Below are 14,231 nucleotides of genomic sequence, written 5' to 3'. Positions count from 1 at the left end.
AATGGGACCGAAAACTGAAGAGCTGATCTGCATTCTTGATCAGCTTGCAATAGTGCTTGAAAGCGGCGGAGACACCCACTGGAGTTTCTGGATGCGTAAGGCAAGGGCACTATTGCTGGATTCTGATTACTCTGGGATTGAGTATCTACTGTCAGCCTATGGCGGAATGGGCTCATTAAATGATCTCATTCTTGGTCAAAGCTATGTCGGTGGCGTCCTTTCCTGGAATCCAGGTCATGTCGAGCTAAACGAAAAATTCATTGAATTGCGCAACAACGCCGAGCAGCTCGCCTACGCAATAAAACGGTCTCAAGATTGATCAGGCACCTAAACAACGTCCCCCGCAGCCGCGTTTGTGCATTCCCTTCGCGTCAAACCTTAGACGGCAGTAGATGAATCCAACTCTCGACACGGCAGTGTCTAGTCCTGAAACAGGTGTAAACCTTATTCAGGACTAGACAAAATAAATCTGAGAATCATCTGGCCGGCCTTCCCCCTCACAGAGGTGGCGCAAAATTCAAGGTGCGAACTTAGACTTCTGCTGAGGAGGCTGTGATGAAATTCTGTGGCATAGACCTGCATTCGAACAGCAGCGTTGTAGTGCTGGCCCTGGTCCTCACGCTGTTCGGCTGCGCTACCGCGTCGGACCCGCCGAGGAGTGCGGGTGGCGATTGGCGGTCCTTCTATGTAGTGAATCATGGCCTGCATACCGGGTTGGTAATTGCGCGCCCCGATCTACTTCAGGTGCTTCCCGCACTGGCCGAAGCGTTCAGCGACGGCGACTTCGTTGAGTTCGGTTGGGGTGACGAGGATTTTTACCGAGCCCCACAGGCCACCTTGAGCCTCGCCCTGCGCGCCTTGTTCGGGTCGACGGCAGCCGTGCTGCATGCGGTCAAGATTGACGGGGACCCCAGGCGGCGCTTCGCCGCGAGCGAGGTCATCGAGGTGCGGGTGACGGAGGACAGCTACCAACGATTGCTCGCGTTCGTGGCCAGGACCTTCACCCACTCAGCGACGGGCACCTTGGTGGTGCTCGGGCCTGGTCTGTATGGAGAGAGCCGGTTCTACCAGGCCGAGGGTCGCTATTCGCTGTTTTATACCTGCAATACCTGGGTCGCAGAGGCGCTGGCCGCGAGCAACTGCCAAATGTCGCCTACTGCAGTGATTACGGCGGGGAGCGTTATGTCGCAGTTACGCCGGGCGACAGCGGTCGGTGCATCCTGCGTTGACTGAAAAGGGGACGACTGAAAAAGGGAGACTGACAAGGGGAAAGAGAGATTTTCTGAAAATGAATCCCTTTGTCCAAGGAGAATCGTGATGTGGCCTAGTCAGTCGACACTTCCAATGTTCGCGAGAAAAATCCTGGTGTCCCGATTAGACCGCAGACAGACTACGCTGCATGCCGATGGCGCAGTCGCCACAAGTTGTTCCATCTTCGCTCGTGCTGATTTTTTCGTTCGCCACATGAACCTGAAAAACTCCGGCAGATTAGCCAGTCGTTCGGGGCAGTTCTCCGGCAAGTCAGGCCGAGATCGACCGTGCTTAAGCAGCGTTCTGAGCAGTACGCGCCAGAATCTAAGCGTCGCCGATCGATCAATCCATATCAAAAGATCTGCGCGGCTCAATCGGTTGTCCCAAGTGGCTGAATGGCCTCCTTCGAATATCCAGCGATCACGGGCCTCGACCTCGCGACAGAGGCGCGTTTTTTCGTCAGCAGCCAGTGAATAGTGTCGATATGAACGACAGGCAAGCCCGTATGCTCGCCAAGCTTACGTGCCAAGGTGCTCTTTCCAGACCCAGGCTGACCAACAATCATCACCCGTTGCATCGAAGCTCCTTTTCGCTATGCATGCTGATTTTGGGGGCGCGATTTTACGTCGATGCGCGTCTCCGTCAACTGCAAGGTGGGTTTACGTCCTTGGCGCTACTTCGGAAAGAGACCATGATTTTGCGTTCACCTGTAACCGGACCGTCTCATCATCGTGGGCTGTCGCCGTTTCAGTGAGTGGCTAGGGAGCTGTTGTCCCGAATCTGGTTGATACACCACGGAATCCATTATCATCAGCCCGCGATTCGGTAGCCCCAAGCCCCGGAAAGGTCAGGGCACCCAATGGAAATCAGGGAGAGATGGATGTACCTCAATCAAAAGTCCGGCCGCTGTATCTTGTTGGCCGGTGCGCTGGTAATTAGCGGTTGCACTTCTTTTTTGCAGGGCAAGCAGTATGTCGTTCCCGGCCCCAATGAACCCTCCGCAACGGTTCGCCTCAAGGCTGGAAATGGTGCGAGACTGGATGCCATGACCTTCAGCGATAATGGATGCTATGCGGGTTACACAATCCTGCCCTCTAACGGCGACTACATCGAATCCCGGGTTGCCGTGAACAAGGAGCTGATCCTGACCTATGGGCAGGTCGCAGGAAGCAGCGTGTGTCAAATACCGTTCTCCTTCACGCCACAGAACGGCGCCACCTACACCTTGATCCAAGGCTCCTGGAGCAAGCCCAAGGTGGGCATTCTCCCAATCTTCAACCGCGACGAATACTTCTGCGGGGTAGGCGTGATCAAGAAAGTCGGCGATCAGGAGAGCGTCGAACCCATTCAACAGCTGCAAATCAAGACTGGGTTCGCATGCCTGAGGTTCGTTAAATAAAGGCACTGCACGGCATCCGTTGCGCGTCGGTTGAATCTTTTCGGACGGATACTGAAGAATGGCTTTGGCCTCGTTTTCAAATCTGCTCAACAACGCGGCACCGTCCGTAATACCAATAATTTCATTGATCATGGCGATTTTTTGGGGCGTGTGATCGAGCTGAAAATCTGAGTTGTTGCGGGAACTGGGGACAGATCACGATTTTGCGCTCACCTGTAATCGGACCGTCTCATAATCGTGGTCTGTCCCGTTTCCTTCCCCGTTTCCGCGCGTTTGCCCATGTCCCGTTTCCGCAGGCGGAAAAGGAAATGACCGAGTTTCTCAAGAAACTGGACCGTCACCCCTGATACCCCCCGGCGACTCGATCTACCGTGACGAGGGCGCTTGCCCCCGCTTGAGTGCGCAGCACTCATAGAAAACATCAGAAATAAATCCGCTTCTATTGAATGATAGCAATGCATAGCAAAAACTAGGTATTTCAGCTAGCTTTAGCTATCTTTCTATAGATTTTGCTATTTCGTGAGGTCGACATGGATCCCTACCGTAATCCGTTTGCGCCCGGGGCGGGCAGCAGGCCCCCTGAACTGGCGGGGCGCGACCTGATTCTTGAGGCGGCAAGAATTGCCTGTGGGCGAGCCGTCAATGGGCGAAGTGCTCGTTCCATCATGCTCCTTGGCTTAAGAGGCACGGGTAAGACGGTCCTGTTGAATGAGATAGGAAAAATTGCAAAGGAGGAAGGTCTTTTCGTCTCCAAAGTGGAGGCGCCAGAACGTGAAAGCCTTGCACGTCTTCTTTATCCTGAAATGCGAAAGGTCATGCGCGCGCTTTCCAGCGTTGAGGTCGCCAAGCAAATTGCTAATCGTGGGCTAAAAGGACTTCGCAGCTTTGCATCAATCTTCAAGATTGATATTGGCGGTATTGAGATTGGTGTTGAGCCTGAGCCTGGACTCGCGGATAGCGGAAATCTTCAATACGACCTTCCAGATCTTTTTACTGTAATAGGTGAAGCCGCACAGGCCGCCGGTAAAGGCTGGATTCTTCTCATTGATGAAGTCCAATACCTCACCGAAGCAGATCTATCGGCACTGATTGTCTCTATCCATCGCATGTCGCAAGAAGGGCTTCCGGTGCTGCTGGTCGGTGCAGGTCTTCCGCAAGTTGCTCGGTTGGCGGGTGAGGCGAAGTCATATGCCGAGCGGCTTTTCCTTTACCCGGAGGTGGGGGCGCTTGATCAACCGTCTGCGGCTCAAGCCGTTCAAAAGCCGATCCTAGAGGAGCAAGCCTCTATCGACACTGCAGCTCTGGACAGCATTGTTGATCGGACGCAGGGCTATCCTTTCTTTCTTCAAGAGTGGGCATCCACGGCATGGAACAACGCCGAGGGACCTGAAATTACCGCTGACGATGTCGAGCATTCTTATTCGGAGACATTGGCCTCTCTCGATGCGGGCTTCTTCAGGGTCCGTATCGATCGGCTTACACCTTCGGAGGTTCAGTTTGTAAAAGCCATGTCCACCCTTGGCGATGGCCCCTATGCCATCGCTGATGTTGCGAAGGTGATGGGGCGTCCTCAATCATCGCTTGGTCCGACTCGGGCTAACATCATCTCCAAGGGAATGATCTACAGCACAGATCACGGATATCTGAATTTTACAGTTCCTCTTTTCGCAGAATTCATGCGTCGCCAGGAATGAGGGCCTGCAATGTGTGGCGAGGGGAATATCTCCTCGCCACACAGCTTGATGGTGTTGCGGTTAACGTGGGTCGACGTTATCCAACACCCGATTCGCCAACAACGAACTCAGCTCAATTAACTGCTGAATCCCCTGCGCCACATGGCGCCTCGATCCATCCAGATCAAACGCCAGATCACTCACCATGGCATCAGCCGAAGCCAGGGTTTCGCTGAGGTTGGCGAGCAAGCATTCGTTATCGAGGCCTTTCACGACGGTGTATAGCTGCCCCGGTTTTGGGTCGTCTTGGGATTTATCCGGTTTCGGTAACAAGTAGTGATCAAGCACGCGTTTGGTGGTTTCGTCTTGCTGCTTGGCTTTCGATTTTGCGGATGTAGAAGTGGAATCTGCCTCTGGCGGATTCGGGGTTATTTTGAACATAGGTGTGGGCCTCATATTAGGCCGCACCATCTCGCTACTAAACGAAAGGGTGGCGGCTGTGCGCAAGTTAGTAGACCGGTAACCCACACCAAACCCGGCGCGCCCGAGGGCGCCATGCGCACAGCCACCATCGAGAACAGGCAAATGCCTGACTGATGAGACTTGTACAACCGAAGTGGGACCCGGGCTACTAAACCCGACCACTGATGGGCAGTGGCAGGAAGACAATAGAACCCCGGGACAAGGCGCACAAGCGGGCGGATTCTGGCGTAGTTGTAGGCAAAGGCGCAAGGATGCGTGGCTTGGTGAAGGTGTGTAGGCAGGTTCTGTAGGAGCGGGGTTTGCCGGCGATGCGGGTGACTTGTTTTGGTCTGGAACCGCGTCGATTTCATCGCGAGCAGGCTCGCTCCCACAGGGGGCTGCGTTGGGCTGGATATTCGGTTCGACACAAACCACCTGTGGCGAGGGAGCTTGCTCCCGCTGGCCTGCGCAGCGGGCCCCTGCATTTCTTCAGGTCAACCGTATTGTGCGGTTTTGCGACTGCTGCGCAGCCGAGCGGGAGCAAGCGCCCTCGCCATGGGGGTGTCTGGGCAGGCGTCATCGCGAGCAAGCTCGCTCCCACAGGGGATCGGAGTGTTGCAGATACTGTATTCCCGCGGGGGCCTCGCCTTGGCCTTATTTACGCTTGAGCATCTCCGGCAACTGCGCCACCAGTTTCTGGTTGTTCAACGGCGCACGAATAAACCCGCGTTGAGTACCGTCCGGGCCAATGACCGCGAGGTTGCCGCTGTGATCGACGGTGTAGTTGGGTTTGCTGGTGTCCGCCGGGATGAACGGAATGCTCACCGCGTTGGCGAGTTTCTGCAGGTCTTCGATCGATGACGGGGTCAGGCCGATGAACTGCGGGTCGAAGTAGCCCAGGTACTGCTTGAGTTGCTTGGGCGTGTCGCGGTTCGGGTCGACGCTCACCAGTACGATCTGCAATTTATCCACAGCCTCGGGCGGCAGTTCGCTTTTGATCTGGCGCAGTTGGGCGAGGGTGGTCGGGCAGATGTCCGGGCAGAAGGTGTAGCCGAAGAACAGCAGGCTCCATTTGTCTTTCAATCCGTCCATCGTCACTGGCTGACCGTCCTGGTCGGTCATTTTCACGTCCGGCAGGTTGCGGCTTTGAGGCAGCAGGATGATGCCGGCGTCGATCAGCGCCGTGGGGTCGCCTTCGCCTTTGCCGGTCAGCACTTTATTGATGGTAAGGCCGAGGATCAGCGCGATCACGGCCACGAGAATAAAGACGGTTTTCTGGGTTCGAGTCATAGGCTCAACAGTAAGTAGTGATCTACAAGCAGGGCGATGAACAGCAGGAACAAGTACCAGATAGAGTACTTGAACGTGTTGATCGCCGCGTGCGGCCGACTGCCACGGTACAACACCACGGCCCATTGCAGAAACCGGGCGCCCAGCACGAGGGCGCAAACCAGGTACAGCAAGCCGCCCATCTGGATCACAAAGGGCATCAGGCTTACTGCCAGCAGCGCCAGGGTGTACAGCAGGATATGCACCTTGGTGTAGTGCTCGCCGTGGGTCACCGGCAGCATCGGGATATCGGCCTTGGCGTATTCCTCCTTGCGATGAATCGCCAGGGCCCAGAAATGCGGCGGGGTCCAGGCGAAGATGATCAGCACCAGCAGCAGCGGTTCGGCGCTGACATGACCGGTGGCGGCCACCCAGCCCAGCAACGGTGGCGCCGCGCCGGCCAGGCCGCCGATGACGATGTTCTGCGGCGTCGCCCGTTTGAGGAAACCGGTGTAGATCACCGCATAACCGAGTAAGGAGGCCAGGGTCAGCCAGGCGGTCAGCGGGTTGGTGAACGCCAGCAACAGCGCTTGGCCGGCCACAGCCAGTGCCAGGGCGAAGGTCAGTGCGGCGGCCGGTGAGACTCGGCCTTCGGCCAGCGGGCGTTTATGGGTACGGGCCATCACCGCATCGATGCGCCGGTCCACCACATGGTTGACCGCCGCCGCGCCGCCGGCACACAGGGCGATGCCCAGGTTGCCGAACACCAGCACCGTCCACGGCACCCCGGCGCGGGTGGCGAGGAACATGCCCACCAGCGAGGTGATCAGCATCAGCACCACCACCTTGGGCTTGGTCAGCTCCAGATAATCGCGCCAGATCGCTTGGCTGTGGCGTTCACCGGTCAAGGTTGCCATGGCATCTCTCCTTTTATTGTTATGGGGCTGGGGCCGTGTTTATGCGGGTTGAAGCGCCAGCGCAGCGGGACTTGATGCTTGACCCGGACCAGACTGGTACGGGCGTGATAATTGACCAGCACCAGGCTCAACAACAGCGCGGCGCCTCCGGCGTTGTGGGCCACGGCGACCGGCAGCGGCAGGTGGAACAGCACGTTGCTGATGCCCAGGGTGATCTGGGCCGCCAGGGCTATCAACACCAGCCCGGCCAGGCGTGTCATGCCGACGGTCTTCAACTGCCAAGCCAGCCCCAACAGCACCACCGTCACCAGCAACGCGCCGATACGGTGGGTCAAGTGAATGGCGGTGCGCGCATCGCTGTCGAGCTGGCCACCCAGGTAGTTGGGGCCGATGTGCTGGGTCAGATGAAAGCCGTTGGCAAAATCCGCCGGTGGCAGCCATTGCCCGTGGCAGGTCGGGAAATCAACGCAGGCTACGGCGGCGTAATTGGAACTGACCCAGCCGCCGAGGGCGATCTGGCCGATCACCAGCAGTAACCCGGCGGTGGCCCAATGTTGCAGACGCTTGGGCACGGTCAGCGCCGGCAACACACCAGACAATCTCAACGTGAGCAGAAACAGCAGGCTGAGGGTCGCGAACCCGCCCAGCAAATGCCCGGTCACCACTTGCGGCCACAGTTTGAGGGTCACGGTCCACATGCCGAATGCCGCCTGGGCAAAGACCACCGCCAGCAGAAACAGCGGCAGCTTCAAGGGCAGGCCTGGGTGACGCCGGTTCATCCAGGCCCGGGCAGCCAGCACGGTAATCATCAGCCCCAGCAGGCCGGCGAAGTAGCGATGGACCATCTCGTTCCAGCCCTTGTGGGCTTCCACCGGGGCGTCGGGAAAGTGCAGTTCGGCATGTGCCAGCTGGGCTTCGCTCTTGGGTACGCTGATGAAGCCGTAGCAACCGGGCCAGTCCGGGCAGCCGAGGCCGGCGTGGGTGAGCCGGGTGTAGGCGCCCAGCAGTACGACGATCAGTGCCAGCAACGTGGCAAACAGCGCGAGGCGAAATCCAGGTTTGGCCATGTCGTTGCCCTCATCCGATGTTCGACAGTTTCAACAGATGTCGCAGGTCGTTGAGCAGTGCCTTGCCCTTGACCCGGGCGTCATAGCGCAGCACCAGGTTGCTATGGGGATCGATGATCCACAGCTGCGCTTCGCCGCTGCCTTGGGCGCCTTTCTGATAGGCCGGCAGGTCCAGCGGGTAGCGTTGCAGTTGGGGGTATTCGCGTTGCAGTTGGGCGTCGTATTGCGCGTCCAGCGGCTGGGCGATGGCCAGGGCATGGCTGGCGCGGGAGGCGTCGCGACCCAGGCCGATCTGCACCTGACGGGCCAGGTAGACCAGTTGCCGGCAATCAGCCGAACATTCCTGCGGCGCCGTGACCAGGATCTGCCAGCGCTGCTCATCGGCTTGTACGCCGATCTCGGCGCGGGTCTGGCCGTTGCCGATCAGTTCGCCGTGGTAGCTGCGGCTTTCCGGGACCCAGAACTGGAATTTGTACATGCCGGTGGCCAGGATCATCGGGCCGATCACCCCGAGCACGATCAGCAGCAGTTGTAGGCGCCCCTTGCGACGGTTGCGCGCCGTAGGTGCCTCAGACGTGTTGGTTGGATTCATGGTGGTTCCCATGCTGTCTCCCTGCGTTATGCCATCCGAGATAAAGAAAGAGGCCGAACAGCGCCGCCGCCATGGCGAACCACTGCACGGCATAGCCGAGGTGTTTTTCCGGCCCCATGGCCACTACCGGCCAATCGGTCCGATAGGCGCCGGGGCCACTTTGCTGGCGTAATTGGTAGGCGAAACCGTTGCGGCCCAGTTCGGCCCAGAGCTTGTCCGGCTCGACCGCGGTCACCAGTCGCGGCCACGGCGCGTCGGCTGGGTCGGCGTGGAGCTGGAACGTGGTGCCCGGAGCAACGTAGACCCAGGCTTGAAGGTTCACCGCTTGTTCGGGGGTGCTGAAGGCCGGCGGAGTGCGCCGGTCAGGCCAGGGCAACCAGCCACGATTGACCAGCAGCCAGAGCCCGGTCGCCTGGTCGAGAAAGGGTTGGAGCAACTCCACGCCGACCTTGCCGTCGTGCTGGCGGTTATCCAGCAGGATGCTGTGTTCGGCGTCGAACTGGCCCCGCAGGCTGACCGGTCGAAAGGCCGGGTCCGCCGTGTGTTGCAACTCCACGCTTGCCATCGGCTGCGCCACGCGGCGTTCGGCGTAACTGTCCATGAGCACGCGCTTTTGTTCGCCCCGGCTCAATTGCCAGAACCCCAGGCACACCATCACCGGCAACAGCACGGCTACCACCAGTGACGGCACGATGCCTGGCCGGAAGCCTTTCATGGCGCCGTTCCAAAGCTGTCGAACGAGATAGCTATACTCACGTGCATCGCGTCCCCCCGGAGTGTCCCTAATGCTAAAAGCAGCCATCGTCCTGATGCTGATTGCCACGATTGCGAGCCTGTTCAGCGGCCTGTTTTTTCTGGTCAAGGACGACAGCAGTTCCAATCGCCTGGTCATCGCCCTGGCGATTCGGGTCAGTCTGGCCGCCGCCACCGTCGGCTTGATTGCCTGGGGTTTTTTCAGCGGCCAGTTGGTGTCGCATGCTCCTTGGTAAAGAGCCGCCTTGGTAACGGCTGCCTCAGAGGATGTAGACGAAGAAGAACAAGCCGATCCACACCACATCGACGAAGTGCCAGTACCAGCTCGCGGCCTCGAAGCCGAACTGATGCTCGTTGTCGAAATGCCCGCGCATGATGCGCATCAGCATCACGAACAAAATGATCGTGCCGATGGTGACGTGAGCGCCGTGGAAACCGGTGAGCATGAAGAACGTTGCGCCATAGATTCCCGAGCCCAGCGTCAGGCCCAGCTCTTTATAGGCGTGGATGTATTCCTCGGCCTGGAAGCCCAGGAAGGCGCAACCCAGCAGCACGGTGATCGCCAGCCAGATTTTCAGCGCACCGCGATGGCCTTTTTTCAGGGCATGGTGGGCGATGGTCACGGTGACGCTGGAACTGACCAGCAGGATGGTGTTGAGCAGCGGCAAGCCCCAAGGGCTGATCACATCCTTGGGCGGAGGGAAAAGCTTAGGGTCGGGGTTGTTCAGCAACGGCCAGACGTATTCGAAGTTCGGCCAAAGCATCTCCGACAGGCCCTTGCTGCCTTCACCGGCCAGGCCAGGCGCCGAGATCATGCGCACATAGAACAGCGCGCCGAAGAAGGCGATGAAGAACATCACTTCAGAGAAGATGAACCAGCTCATGCCCCAGCGAAACGAGCGGTCGAGCTGCGCACTGTAGAGCCCGGCGCGACTTTCCTTGATGACCGCGCCGAACCAGCCGAACAGCATGTAGGCCAGCAACAGGCCGCCGACAAAAAAGATCAGCGGGCCGTTGGAGTCGGGCCGGTCAGCCTTCAGGTCGTTGAACCAGGTCGCCAGGCCGTACACCGTGACGAACATCCCGACGGTGGCGATGATCGGCCATTTACTCTGGGCCGGAACGTAATAGTGTTCGTGAGTTGCCATTTATTGTTCTCCTTATCGGGCACGCTATCGGTCAGTGTTTACAGCCACCGGTGGATGACGAGCGGTGATATCGAACAGCGTGTAGGACAGCGTCAGGTGCTTCACTTCCTTGGGCATGTCCCGGTCAACGATGAAGCGCATGGGCATTTCGATACGTTCGCCGGGTTGCAGCACTTGCTGGGTAAAACAAAAGCATTCGGTCTTGTGGAAATAGGCCGCCGCGTTGCTCGGCGCGATGCTGGGGACTGCCTGGGCGCTCATCGGCCGATCGGTGGGGTTGTGGGCAATGAACACCATCTCGTTCACGGCCCCGGGCTGAACCACCAATTGGTCGGCTTTAGGATAGAAATCCCAGACCATGTCCACGGAGTTGGTCGACAGGAACTGCACGCGAACCTGGCGCGATTGATCGACGATTTGTTCACCTTCGTACTGCCCTGCGGTTTTGCCGTTGATGCCGAATACCCGGCACATCACGTCGTAGATCGGCACCAGGGCAAACCCGAAGGCAAACATGGCCACCACTACCACTAGCAGGCGCGTGACCAGTTTCTTCAGCGAAATCGAATCAGCCATGATTTCCAGTCCCTACCGAGAACCCTGTGGGAGCGAGCTTGCTCGCGATGGCGGCGACTCGGTGTGTCAGATACACCGCTATCGCGAGCAAGCTCGCTCCCACATAAGGCCCCGGTGTCATCTATTTCACTTCCGGCGGCGTAGTGAAGGTGTGATACGGCGCCGGTGAAGGCACGCTCCACTCCAACCCTTCGGCCCCATCCCACGGCTTGGCCGGAGCCGGCTCGCCGCCGCGGATGGTCTTGATCACGATGAACAGGAAGAACAGTTGCGTAGTGCCGAACATGAACGCGCCGATGGACGAGACCATGTTGAAGTCGGCGAACTGCAGGTTGTAGTCCGGGATCCGCCGGGGCATGCCCGCCAAGCCTACGAAGTGCATCGGGAAGAACGCCAGGTTCATGCCGACGAACGACAGCCAGAAGTGCAGCTTGCCAAGGGTTTCGTCGTACATGTGGCCGGTCCATTTCGGCAGCCAGTAGTAGGCCGAGGCGAAGATCCCGAAGATCGCGCCGGGCACCAGCACATAGTGGAAGTGCGCGACCACGAAGTAGGTGTCCTGATACTGGAAGTCCGCCGGAGCGATGGCCAGCATCAGTCCGGAGAAGCCGCCGATGGAAAACAGGATCACGAACGCCACGGCAAACAGCATCGGCGTCTCGAAGGTCAGCGAGCCTTGCCACATAGTGCTGGCCCAGTTGAACACCTTTACCCCGGTGGGCACGGCGATCAGCAGGGTGGCGTACATGAAGAACAGCTCGCCCACCAGCGGAATGCCCACCACGAACATGTGGTGCGCCCAGACGATAAACGACAGGAACGCAATGGCGGCCGTGGCGTAGACCATGGAGGTGTAGCCAAACAACGGTTTGCGGGAGAAGGCCGGGATGATCGAGCTGACGGCACCGAAGGCCGGCAGGATCATGATGTACACCTCGGGATGGCCGAAGAACCAGAACACGTGCTGGAACAGCACCGGGTCACCGCCGCCGGCAGCACTGAAGAAGCTGGTGCCGAAGTGGATGTCCATCAGCATCATCGTCACGCAGCCGGCCAGCACCGGCATCACTGCGATCAGCAGGAACGCGGTGATCAGCCAGGTCCAGACGAACAGCGGCATTTTCATCAGGGTCATGCCGGGGGCACGCAGGTTGAGGATGGTGGCGACCACGTTGATCGCGCCCATGATCGAGCTGATGCCCATCAGGTGGATGGCAAAGATAAAGAACGTCACGCTTTCCGGCGCATAGGTGGTGGACAGCGGCGCGTAGAAGGTCCAGCCGAAGTTCGGCCCGCCGCCAGGGGTGAACAGCGTCGACACCAGCATCAGGAACGCCGCCGGCAACAACCAGAAACTGAAGTTGTTCATCCGTGGCAGGGCCATGTCCGGCGCCCCGATCATCAGTGGGATCATCCAGTTGGCCAGGCCGACGAAGGCCGGCATCACCGCGCCGAAGACCATCACCAAGCCATGCATGGTGGTCATCTGGTTGAAGAACTCCGGCTGCACGATCTGCAGGCCGGGCTGGAACAGCTCGGCGCGGATCACCATGGCGAACGAGCCGCCCAGCAGGAACATGGAGAAGGCGAACCACAGGTACAGCGTGCCGATATCCTTGTGGTTGGTGGTCAGTACCCAGCGCATCAGCCCTTTGGCGGGGCCGTGGGCGTGGTCGGCATGACCGTGGTCATCGATCACAGCACTCATGTCCTGTCTCCTTCGAACGAGTGGGCTGGGCGGCGCGCGGCGATGAGCTGCGACCGGTTGCGGGAACAAACGTCAGGCCGGCTCATTGGCTTTCTGCCTGTTTGAGTTCCAGCACTTGTTTAGGCGTAACCATGTCGCCCTTGTTGTTGCCCCAGGCGTTACGTTCATAGGTCACGACCGCCGCGATATCGACTTCCGACAACTGTTTGCCGAACGCCGCCATGGAGGTGCCCGGTTTGCCGTGAAAGACAATGTTCAGGTGATCAGCCACAGGGCCAGTGGCGATTTTCGAGCCCTTGAGCGCCGGGAACATCGGCGGCAGGCCCTGGCCTTCGGCCTGGTGACAGGCCACGCAGGTGGTGTGATAGACCTTGTCGCCACGTTCGATGAGCTCTTGCAGGGTCCATTCCTTGCTGGTCAGCTCTTTGAGTTGCGCCGCTTCGGCCTTGCGCTCGGCCAGCCATGCTTCGTAGTCGGGCTTGCTCTTGACCTCGACAACGATGGGCATGAACCCGTGGTCCTTGCCGCACAGTTCGGCGCATTGGCCGCGATACAGGCCGGGTTTGTCGACGCGGGTCCAGGCTTCGTTGACGAAGCCGGGAATCGCATCGCGTTTGACCGCGAACGCTGGCACCCACCAGGAGTGGATCACGTCGGCGGAGGTGACCAGAAAGCGCACCTTGGCATCGACCGGCAGCACCAGCGGCTTGTCGACTTCCAGCAGGTAATGTTCGCCCTTGGCGCTCTGGTTATTGATTTGTTCGGCGGGGGTGGCCAGGTTGCTGAAGAACTCGACGTCTTGCCCCAGGTACTTGTAGTGCCACTTCCACTGATAGCCGGTGACCTGGATATCGATGTCCGACTCGCTGGAGTCGTACATCTTGATCAGGGTCGCGGTGGCGGGAACCGCCATGGCAACCAGGATCAGGAAAGGCACGATGGTCCAGAGGATTTCGACGCGGGTGTTTTCGTGGAAATTGGCCGCGTTCTGGCCGGTTGAGCGGCGGTGCATCATCATCGACCAGAACATGGCGCCGAAGACGATGATGCCGATCACTACACAGATCCAGAAGATGGTCATGTGCAGGTCGAACACTGCATTGCTGATCTGTGTCGCTCCAGGCGCCATATTCACAGTCCAGGCCGCTTGCGCCTGGCTGAAAATCGACCACAACAGGAGGCCCATCCATACGTGTGGATGTCGCGTCATTGCGGGTTCCCCTTATCGTTCTTGTTATCCCGTCGGCGTAACGCCAGCGGCAAGGGATCGGCTACTTCAGACTACCAACTTGACTCGCCGCGCCTTGCTGCACATGCAATCGGGTGTCATCAGCTAACTCCATTCCAAACCGAGTATAGACAGCGACTGGAACCTCGCAACGCGATGGCGTAAATCGTTTGAAACAGGCAGGGCTT

At 58.8% G+C, this 14,231-nt stretch carries 15 protein-coding genes and 1 pseudogene; 5 read left to right on the top strand and 11 right to left on the bottom strand.

Annotated elements, in window-relative coordinates; genetic code table 11:
• Window position 1 precedes the first annotated feature (1 nt).
• Both T3A99_RS15300 and T3A99_RS15295 read left to right on the top strand, forming a co-directional pair.
• The gene (locus tag T3A99_RS15300) at window positions 2–319 is read left to right on the top strand and encodes a DUF6966 domain-containing protein (RefSeq protein WP_139048734.1); all 318 of its coding nucleotides are present in this window, start codon (window positions 2–4) and stop codon (window positions 317–319) included.
• Between the two features lie 236 nt (window positions 320–555).
• Entirely contained in the window at window positions 556–1,233 is a 678-nt protein-coding gene (locus tag T3A99_RS15295) for a DUF2459 domain-containing protein (protein ID WP_322834531.1), read from the top strand.
• A 95-nt stretch (window positions 1,234–1,328) separates the two neighbouring features.
• On the opposite strand, the pseudogene T3A99_RS15290 reads toward T3A99_RS15295, so the two are convergent.
• Window positions 1,329–1,828, bottom strand: a pseudogene (locus T3A99_RS15290) (AAA family ATPase).
• A gap of 303 nt (window positions 1,829–2,131) precedes the next feature.
• Here T3A99_RS15290 and T3A99_RS15285 point away from each other — a divergent pair.
• Complete coding sequence (locus T3A99_RS15285) at window positions 2,132–2,650, top strand: hypothetical protein (RefSeq protein WP_107323202.1); 519 nt, start codon at window positions 2,132–2,134, stop codon at window positions 2,648–2,650.
• Between the two features lie 530 nt (window positions 2,651–3,180).
• Window positions 3,181–4,344: an ATP-binding protein gene (locus T3A99_RS15280; protein ID WP_107323203.1), complete on the top strand. Its 1,164-nt coding sequence runs from the start codon at window positions 3,181–3,183 to the stop codon at window positions 4,342–4,344.
• A gap of 60 nt (window positions 4,345–4,404) precedes the next feature.
• Here T3A99_RS15280 and T3A99_RS15275 read toward each other — a convergent pair whose 3' ends face one another.
• The 6 genes from T3A99_RS15275 to T3A99_RS15250 form a co-directional block, all read right to left on the bottom strand.
• On the bottom strand, window positions 4,405–4,764 hold the full coding sequence (locus T3A99_RS15275; RefSeq protein WP_281459668.1) for a DUF6124 family protein: 360 nt from the start codon (window positions 4,762–4,764) through the stop codon (window positions 4,405–4,407).
• Window positions 4,765–5,439: 675 nt separating this feature from the next.
• A complete protein-coding gene (locus T3A99_RS15270) occupies window positions 5,440–6,075 on the bottom strand; it encodes an SCO family protein (protein ID WP_076383131.1) in 636 nt (211 codons plus the stop codon).
• Window positions 6,072–6,971: a heme o synthase gene (gene cyoE / locus T3A99_RS15265; protein WP_322834530.1), complete on the bottom strand. Its 900-nt coding sequence runs from the start codon at window positions 6,969–6,971 to the stop codon at window positions 6,072–6,074. Before cyoE ends, T3A99_RS15270 begins: the two co-directional genes overlap by 4 nt.
• Window positions 6,959–8,038, bottom strand: a complete 1,080-nt coding sequence (locus tag T3A99_RS15260) for a COX15/CtaA family protein (protein ID WP_047230048.1) — start codon at window positions 8,036–8,038, stop codon at window positions 6,959–6,961. Before T3A99_RS15260 ends, cyoE begins: the two co-directional genes overlap by 13 nt.
• A gap of 10 nt (window positions 8,039–8,048) precedes the next feature.
• Entirely contained in the window at window positions 8,049–8,642 is a 594-nt protein-coding gene (locus T3A99_RS15255) for a hypothetical protein (protein ID WP_047230049.1), read from the bottom strand.
• Window positions 8,608–9,345, bottom strand: a complete 738-nt coding sequence (locus tag T3A99_RS15250; RefSeq protein WP_047230050.1) for an SURF1 family protein — start codon at window positions 9,343–9,345, stop codon at window positions 8,608–8,610. The genes T3A99_RS15255 and T3A99_RS15250 overlap by 35 nt, the downstream gene beginning before the upstream one ends.
• Before the next feature lie 70 nt (window positions 9,346–9,415).
• Between T3A99_RS15250 and T3A99_RS15245 the strand changes: the two genes are divergently transcribed.
• Window positions 9,416–9,619 carry a twin transmembrane helix small protein gene (locus T3A99_RS15245; RefSeq protein WP_014335867.1) on the top strand — a complete coding sequence of 68 codons (204 nt, stop codon included), beginning with the start codon at window positions 9,416–9,418 and terminating at the stop codon, window positions 9,617–9,619.
• Between the two features lie 24 nt (window positions 9,620–9,643).
• Here the strand turns inward: T3A99_RS15245 and T3A99_RS15240 are convergent, their stop codons facing one another.
• The 4 genes from T3A99_RS15240 to coxB form a co-directional block, all read right to left on the bottom strand.
• Window positions 9,644–10,531, bottom strand: coding sequence for a cytochrome c oxidase subunit 3 (locus T3A99_RS15240; protein WP_047230051.1), 888 nt, complete (start codon window positions 10,529–10,531; stop codon window positions 9,644–9,646).
• Between the two features lie 24 nt (window positions 10,532–10,555).
• Complete coding sequence (locus T3A99_RS15235; protein WP_047230052.1) at window positions 10,556–11,107, bottom strand: cytochrome c oxidase assembly protein; 552 nt, start codon at window positions 11,105–11,107, stop codon at window positions 10,556–10,558.
• A 121-nt stretch (window positions 11,108–11,228) separates the two neighbouring features.
• Window positions 11,229–12,815 carry a cytochrome c oxidase subunit I gene (ctaD, locus tag T3A99_RS15230; RefSeq protein WP_047230053.1) on the bottom strand — a complete coding sequence of 529 codons (1,587 nt, stop codon included), beginning with the start codon at window positions 12,813–12,815 and terminating at the stop codon, window positions 11,229–11,231.
• An 82-nt stretch (window positions 12,816–12,897) separates the two neighbouring features.
• Complete coding sequence (coxB, locus tag T3A99_RS15225) at window positions 12,898–14,025, bottom strand: cytochrome c oxidase subunit II (protein ID WP_047230054.1); 1,128 nt, start codon at window positions 14,023–14,025, stop codon at window positions 12,898–12,900.
• Window positions 14,026–14,231: the final 206 nt, after the last annotated feature.

The organism is Pseudomonas sp. N-137 (genome assembly GCF_034555295.1).
Classification (GTDB): Bacteria; Pseudomonadota; Gammaproteobacteria; order Pseudomonadales; family Pseudomonadaceae; genus Aquipseudomonas; species Aquipseudomonas rhizophila.
This window is presented reverse-complemented; position numbering and strand designations above follow the sequence as displayed.

Coding starts and splice junctions, on each gene's coding strand:
- T3A99_RS15300 (WP_139048734.1), top strand. CDS start 2: ATGGGACCGAAAACTGAAGAGCTGATCTGCATTCTTGATCAGCTTGCA.
- T3A99_RS15295 (WP_322834531.1), top strand. CDS start 556: ATGAAATTCTGTGGCATAGACCTGCATTCGAACAGCAGCGTTGTAGTG.
- T3A99_RS15285 (WP_107323202.1), top strand. CDS start 2,132: ATGTACCTCAATCAAAAGTCCGGCCGCTGTATCTTGTTGGCCGGTGCG.
- T3A99_RS15280 (WP_107323203.1), top strand. CDS start 3,181: ATGGATCCCTACCGTAATCCGTTTGCGCCCGGGGCGGGCAGCAGGCCC.
- T3A99_RS15275 (WP_281459668.1), bottom strand. CDS start 4,764: ATGTTCAAAATAACCCCGAATCCGCCAGAGGCAGATTCCACTTCTACA.
- T3A99_RS15270 (WP_076383131.1), bottom strand. CDS start 6,075: ATGACTCGAACCCAGAAAACCGTCTTTATTCTCGTGGCCGTGATCGCG.
- cyoE (WP_322834530.1), bottom strand. CDS start 6,971: ATGGCAACCTTGACCGGTGAACGCCACAGCCAAGCGATCTGGCGCGAT.
- T3A99_RS15260 (WP_047230048.1), bottom strand. CDS start 8,038: ATGGCCAAACCTGGATTTCGCCTCGCGCTGTTTGCCACGTTGCTGGCA.
- T3A99_RS15255 (WP_047230049.1), bottom strand. CDS start 8,642: ATGGGAACCACCATGAATCCAACCAACACGTCTGAGGCACCTACGGCG.
- T3A99_RS15250 (WP_047230050.1), bottom strand. CDS start 9,345: ATGAAAGGCTTCCGGCCAGGCATCGTGCCGTCACTGGTGGTAGCCGTG.
- T3A99_RS15245 (WP_014335867.1), top strand. CDS start 9,416: ATGCTAAAAGCAGCCATCGTCCTGATGCTGATTGCCACGATTGCGAGC.
- T3A99_RS15240 (WP_047230051.1), bottom strand. CDS start 10,531: ATGGCAACTCACGAACACTATTACGTTCCGGCCCAGAGTAAATGGCCG.
- T3A99_RS15235 (WP_047230052.1), bottom strand. CDS start 11,107: ATGGCTGATTCGATTTCGCTGAAGAAACTGGTCACGCGCCTGCTAGTG.
- ctaD (WP_047230053.1), bottom strand. CDS start 12,815: ATGAGTGCTGTGATCGATGACCACGGTCATGCCGACCACGCCCACGGC.
- coxB (WP_047230054.1), bottom strand. CDS start 14,025: ATGACGCGACATCCACACGTATGGATGGGCCTCCTGTTGTGGTCGATT.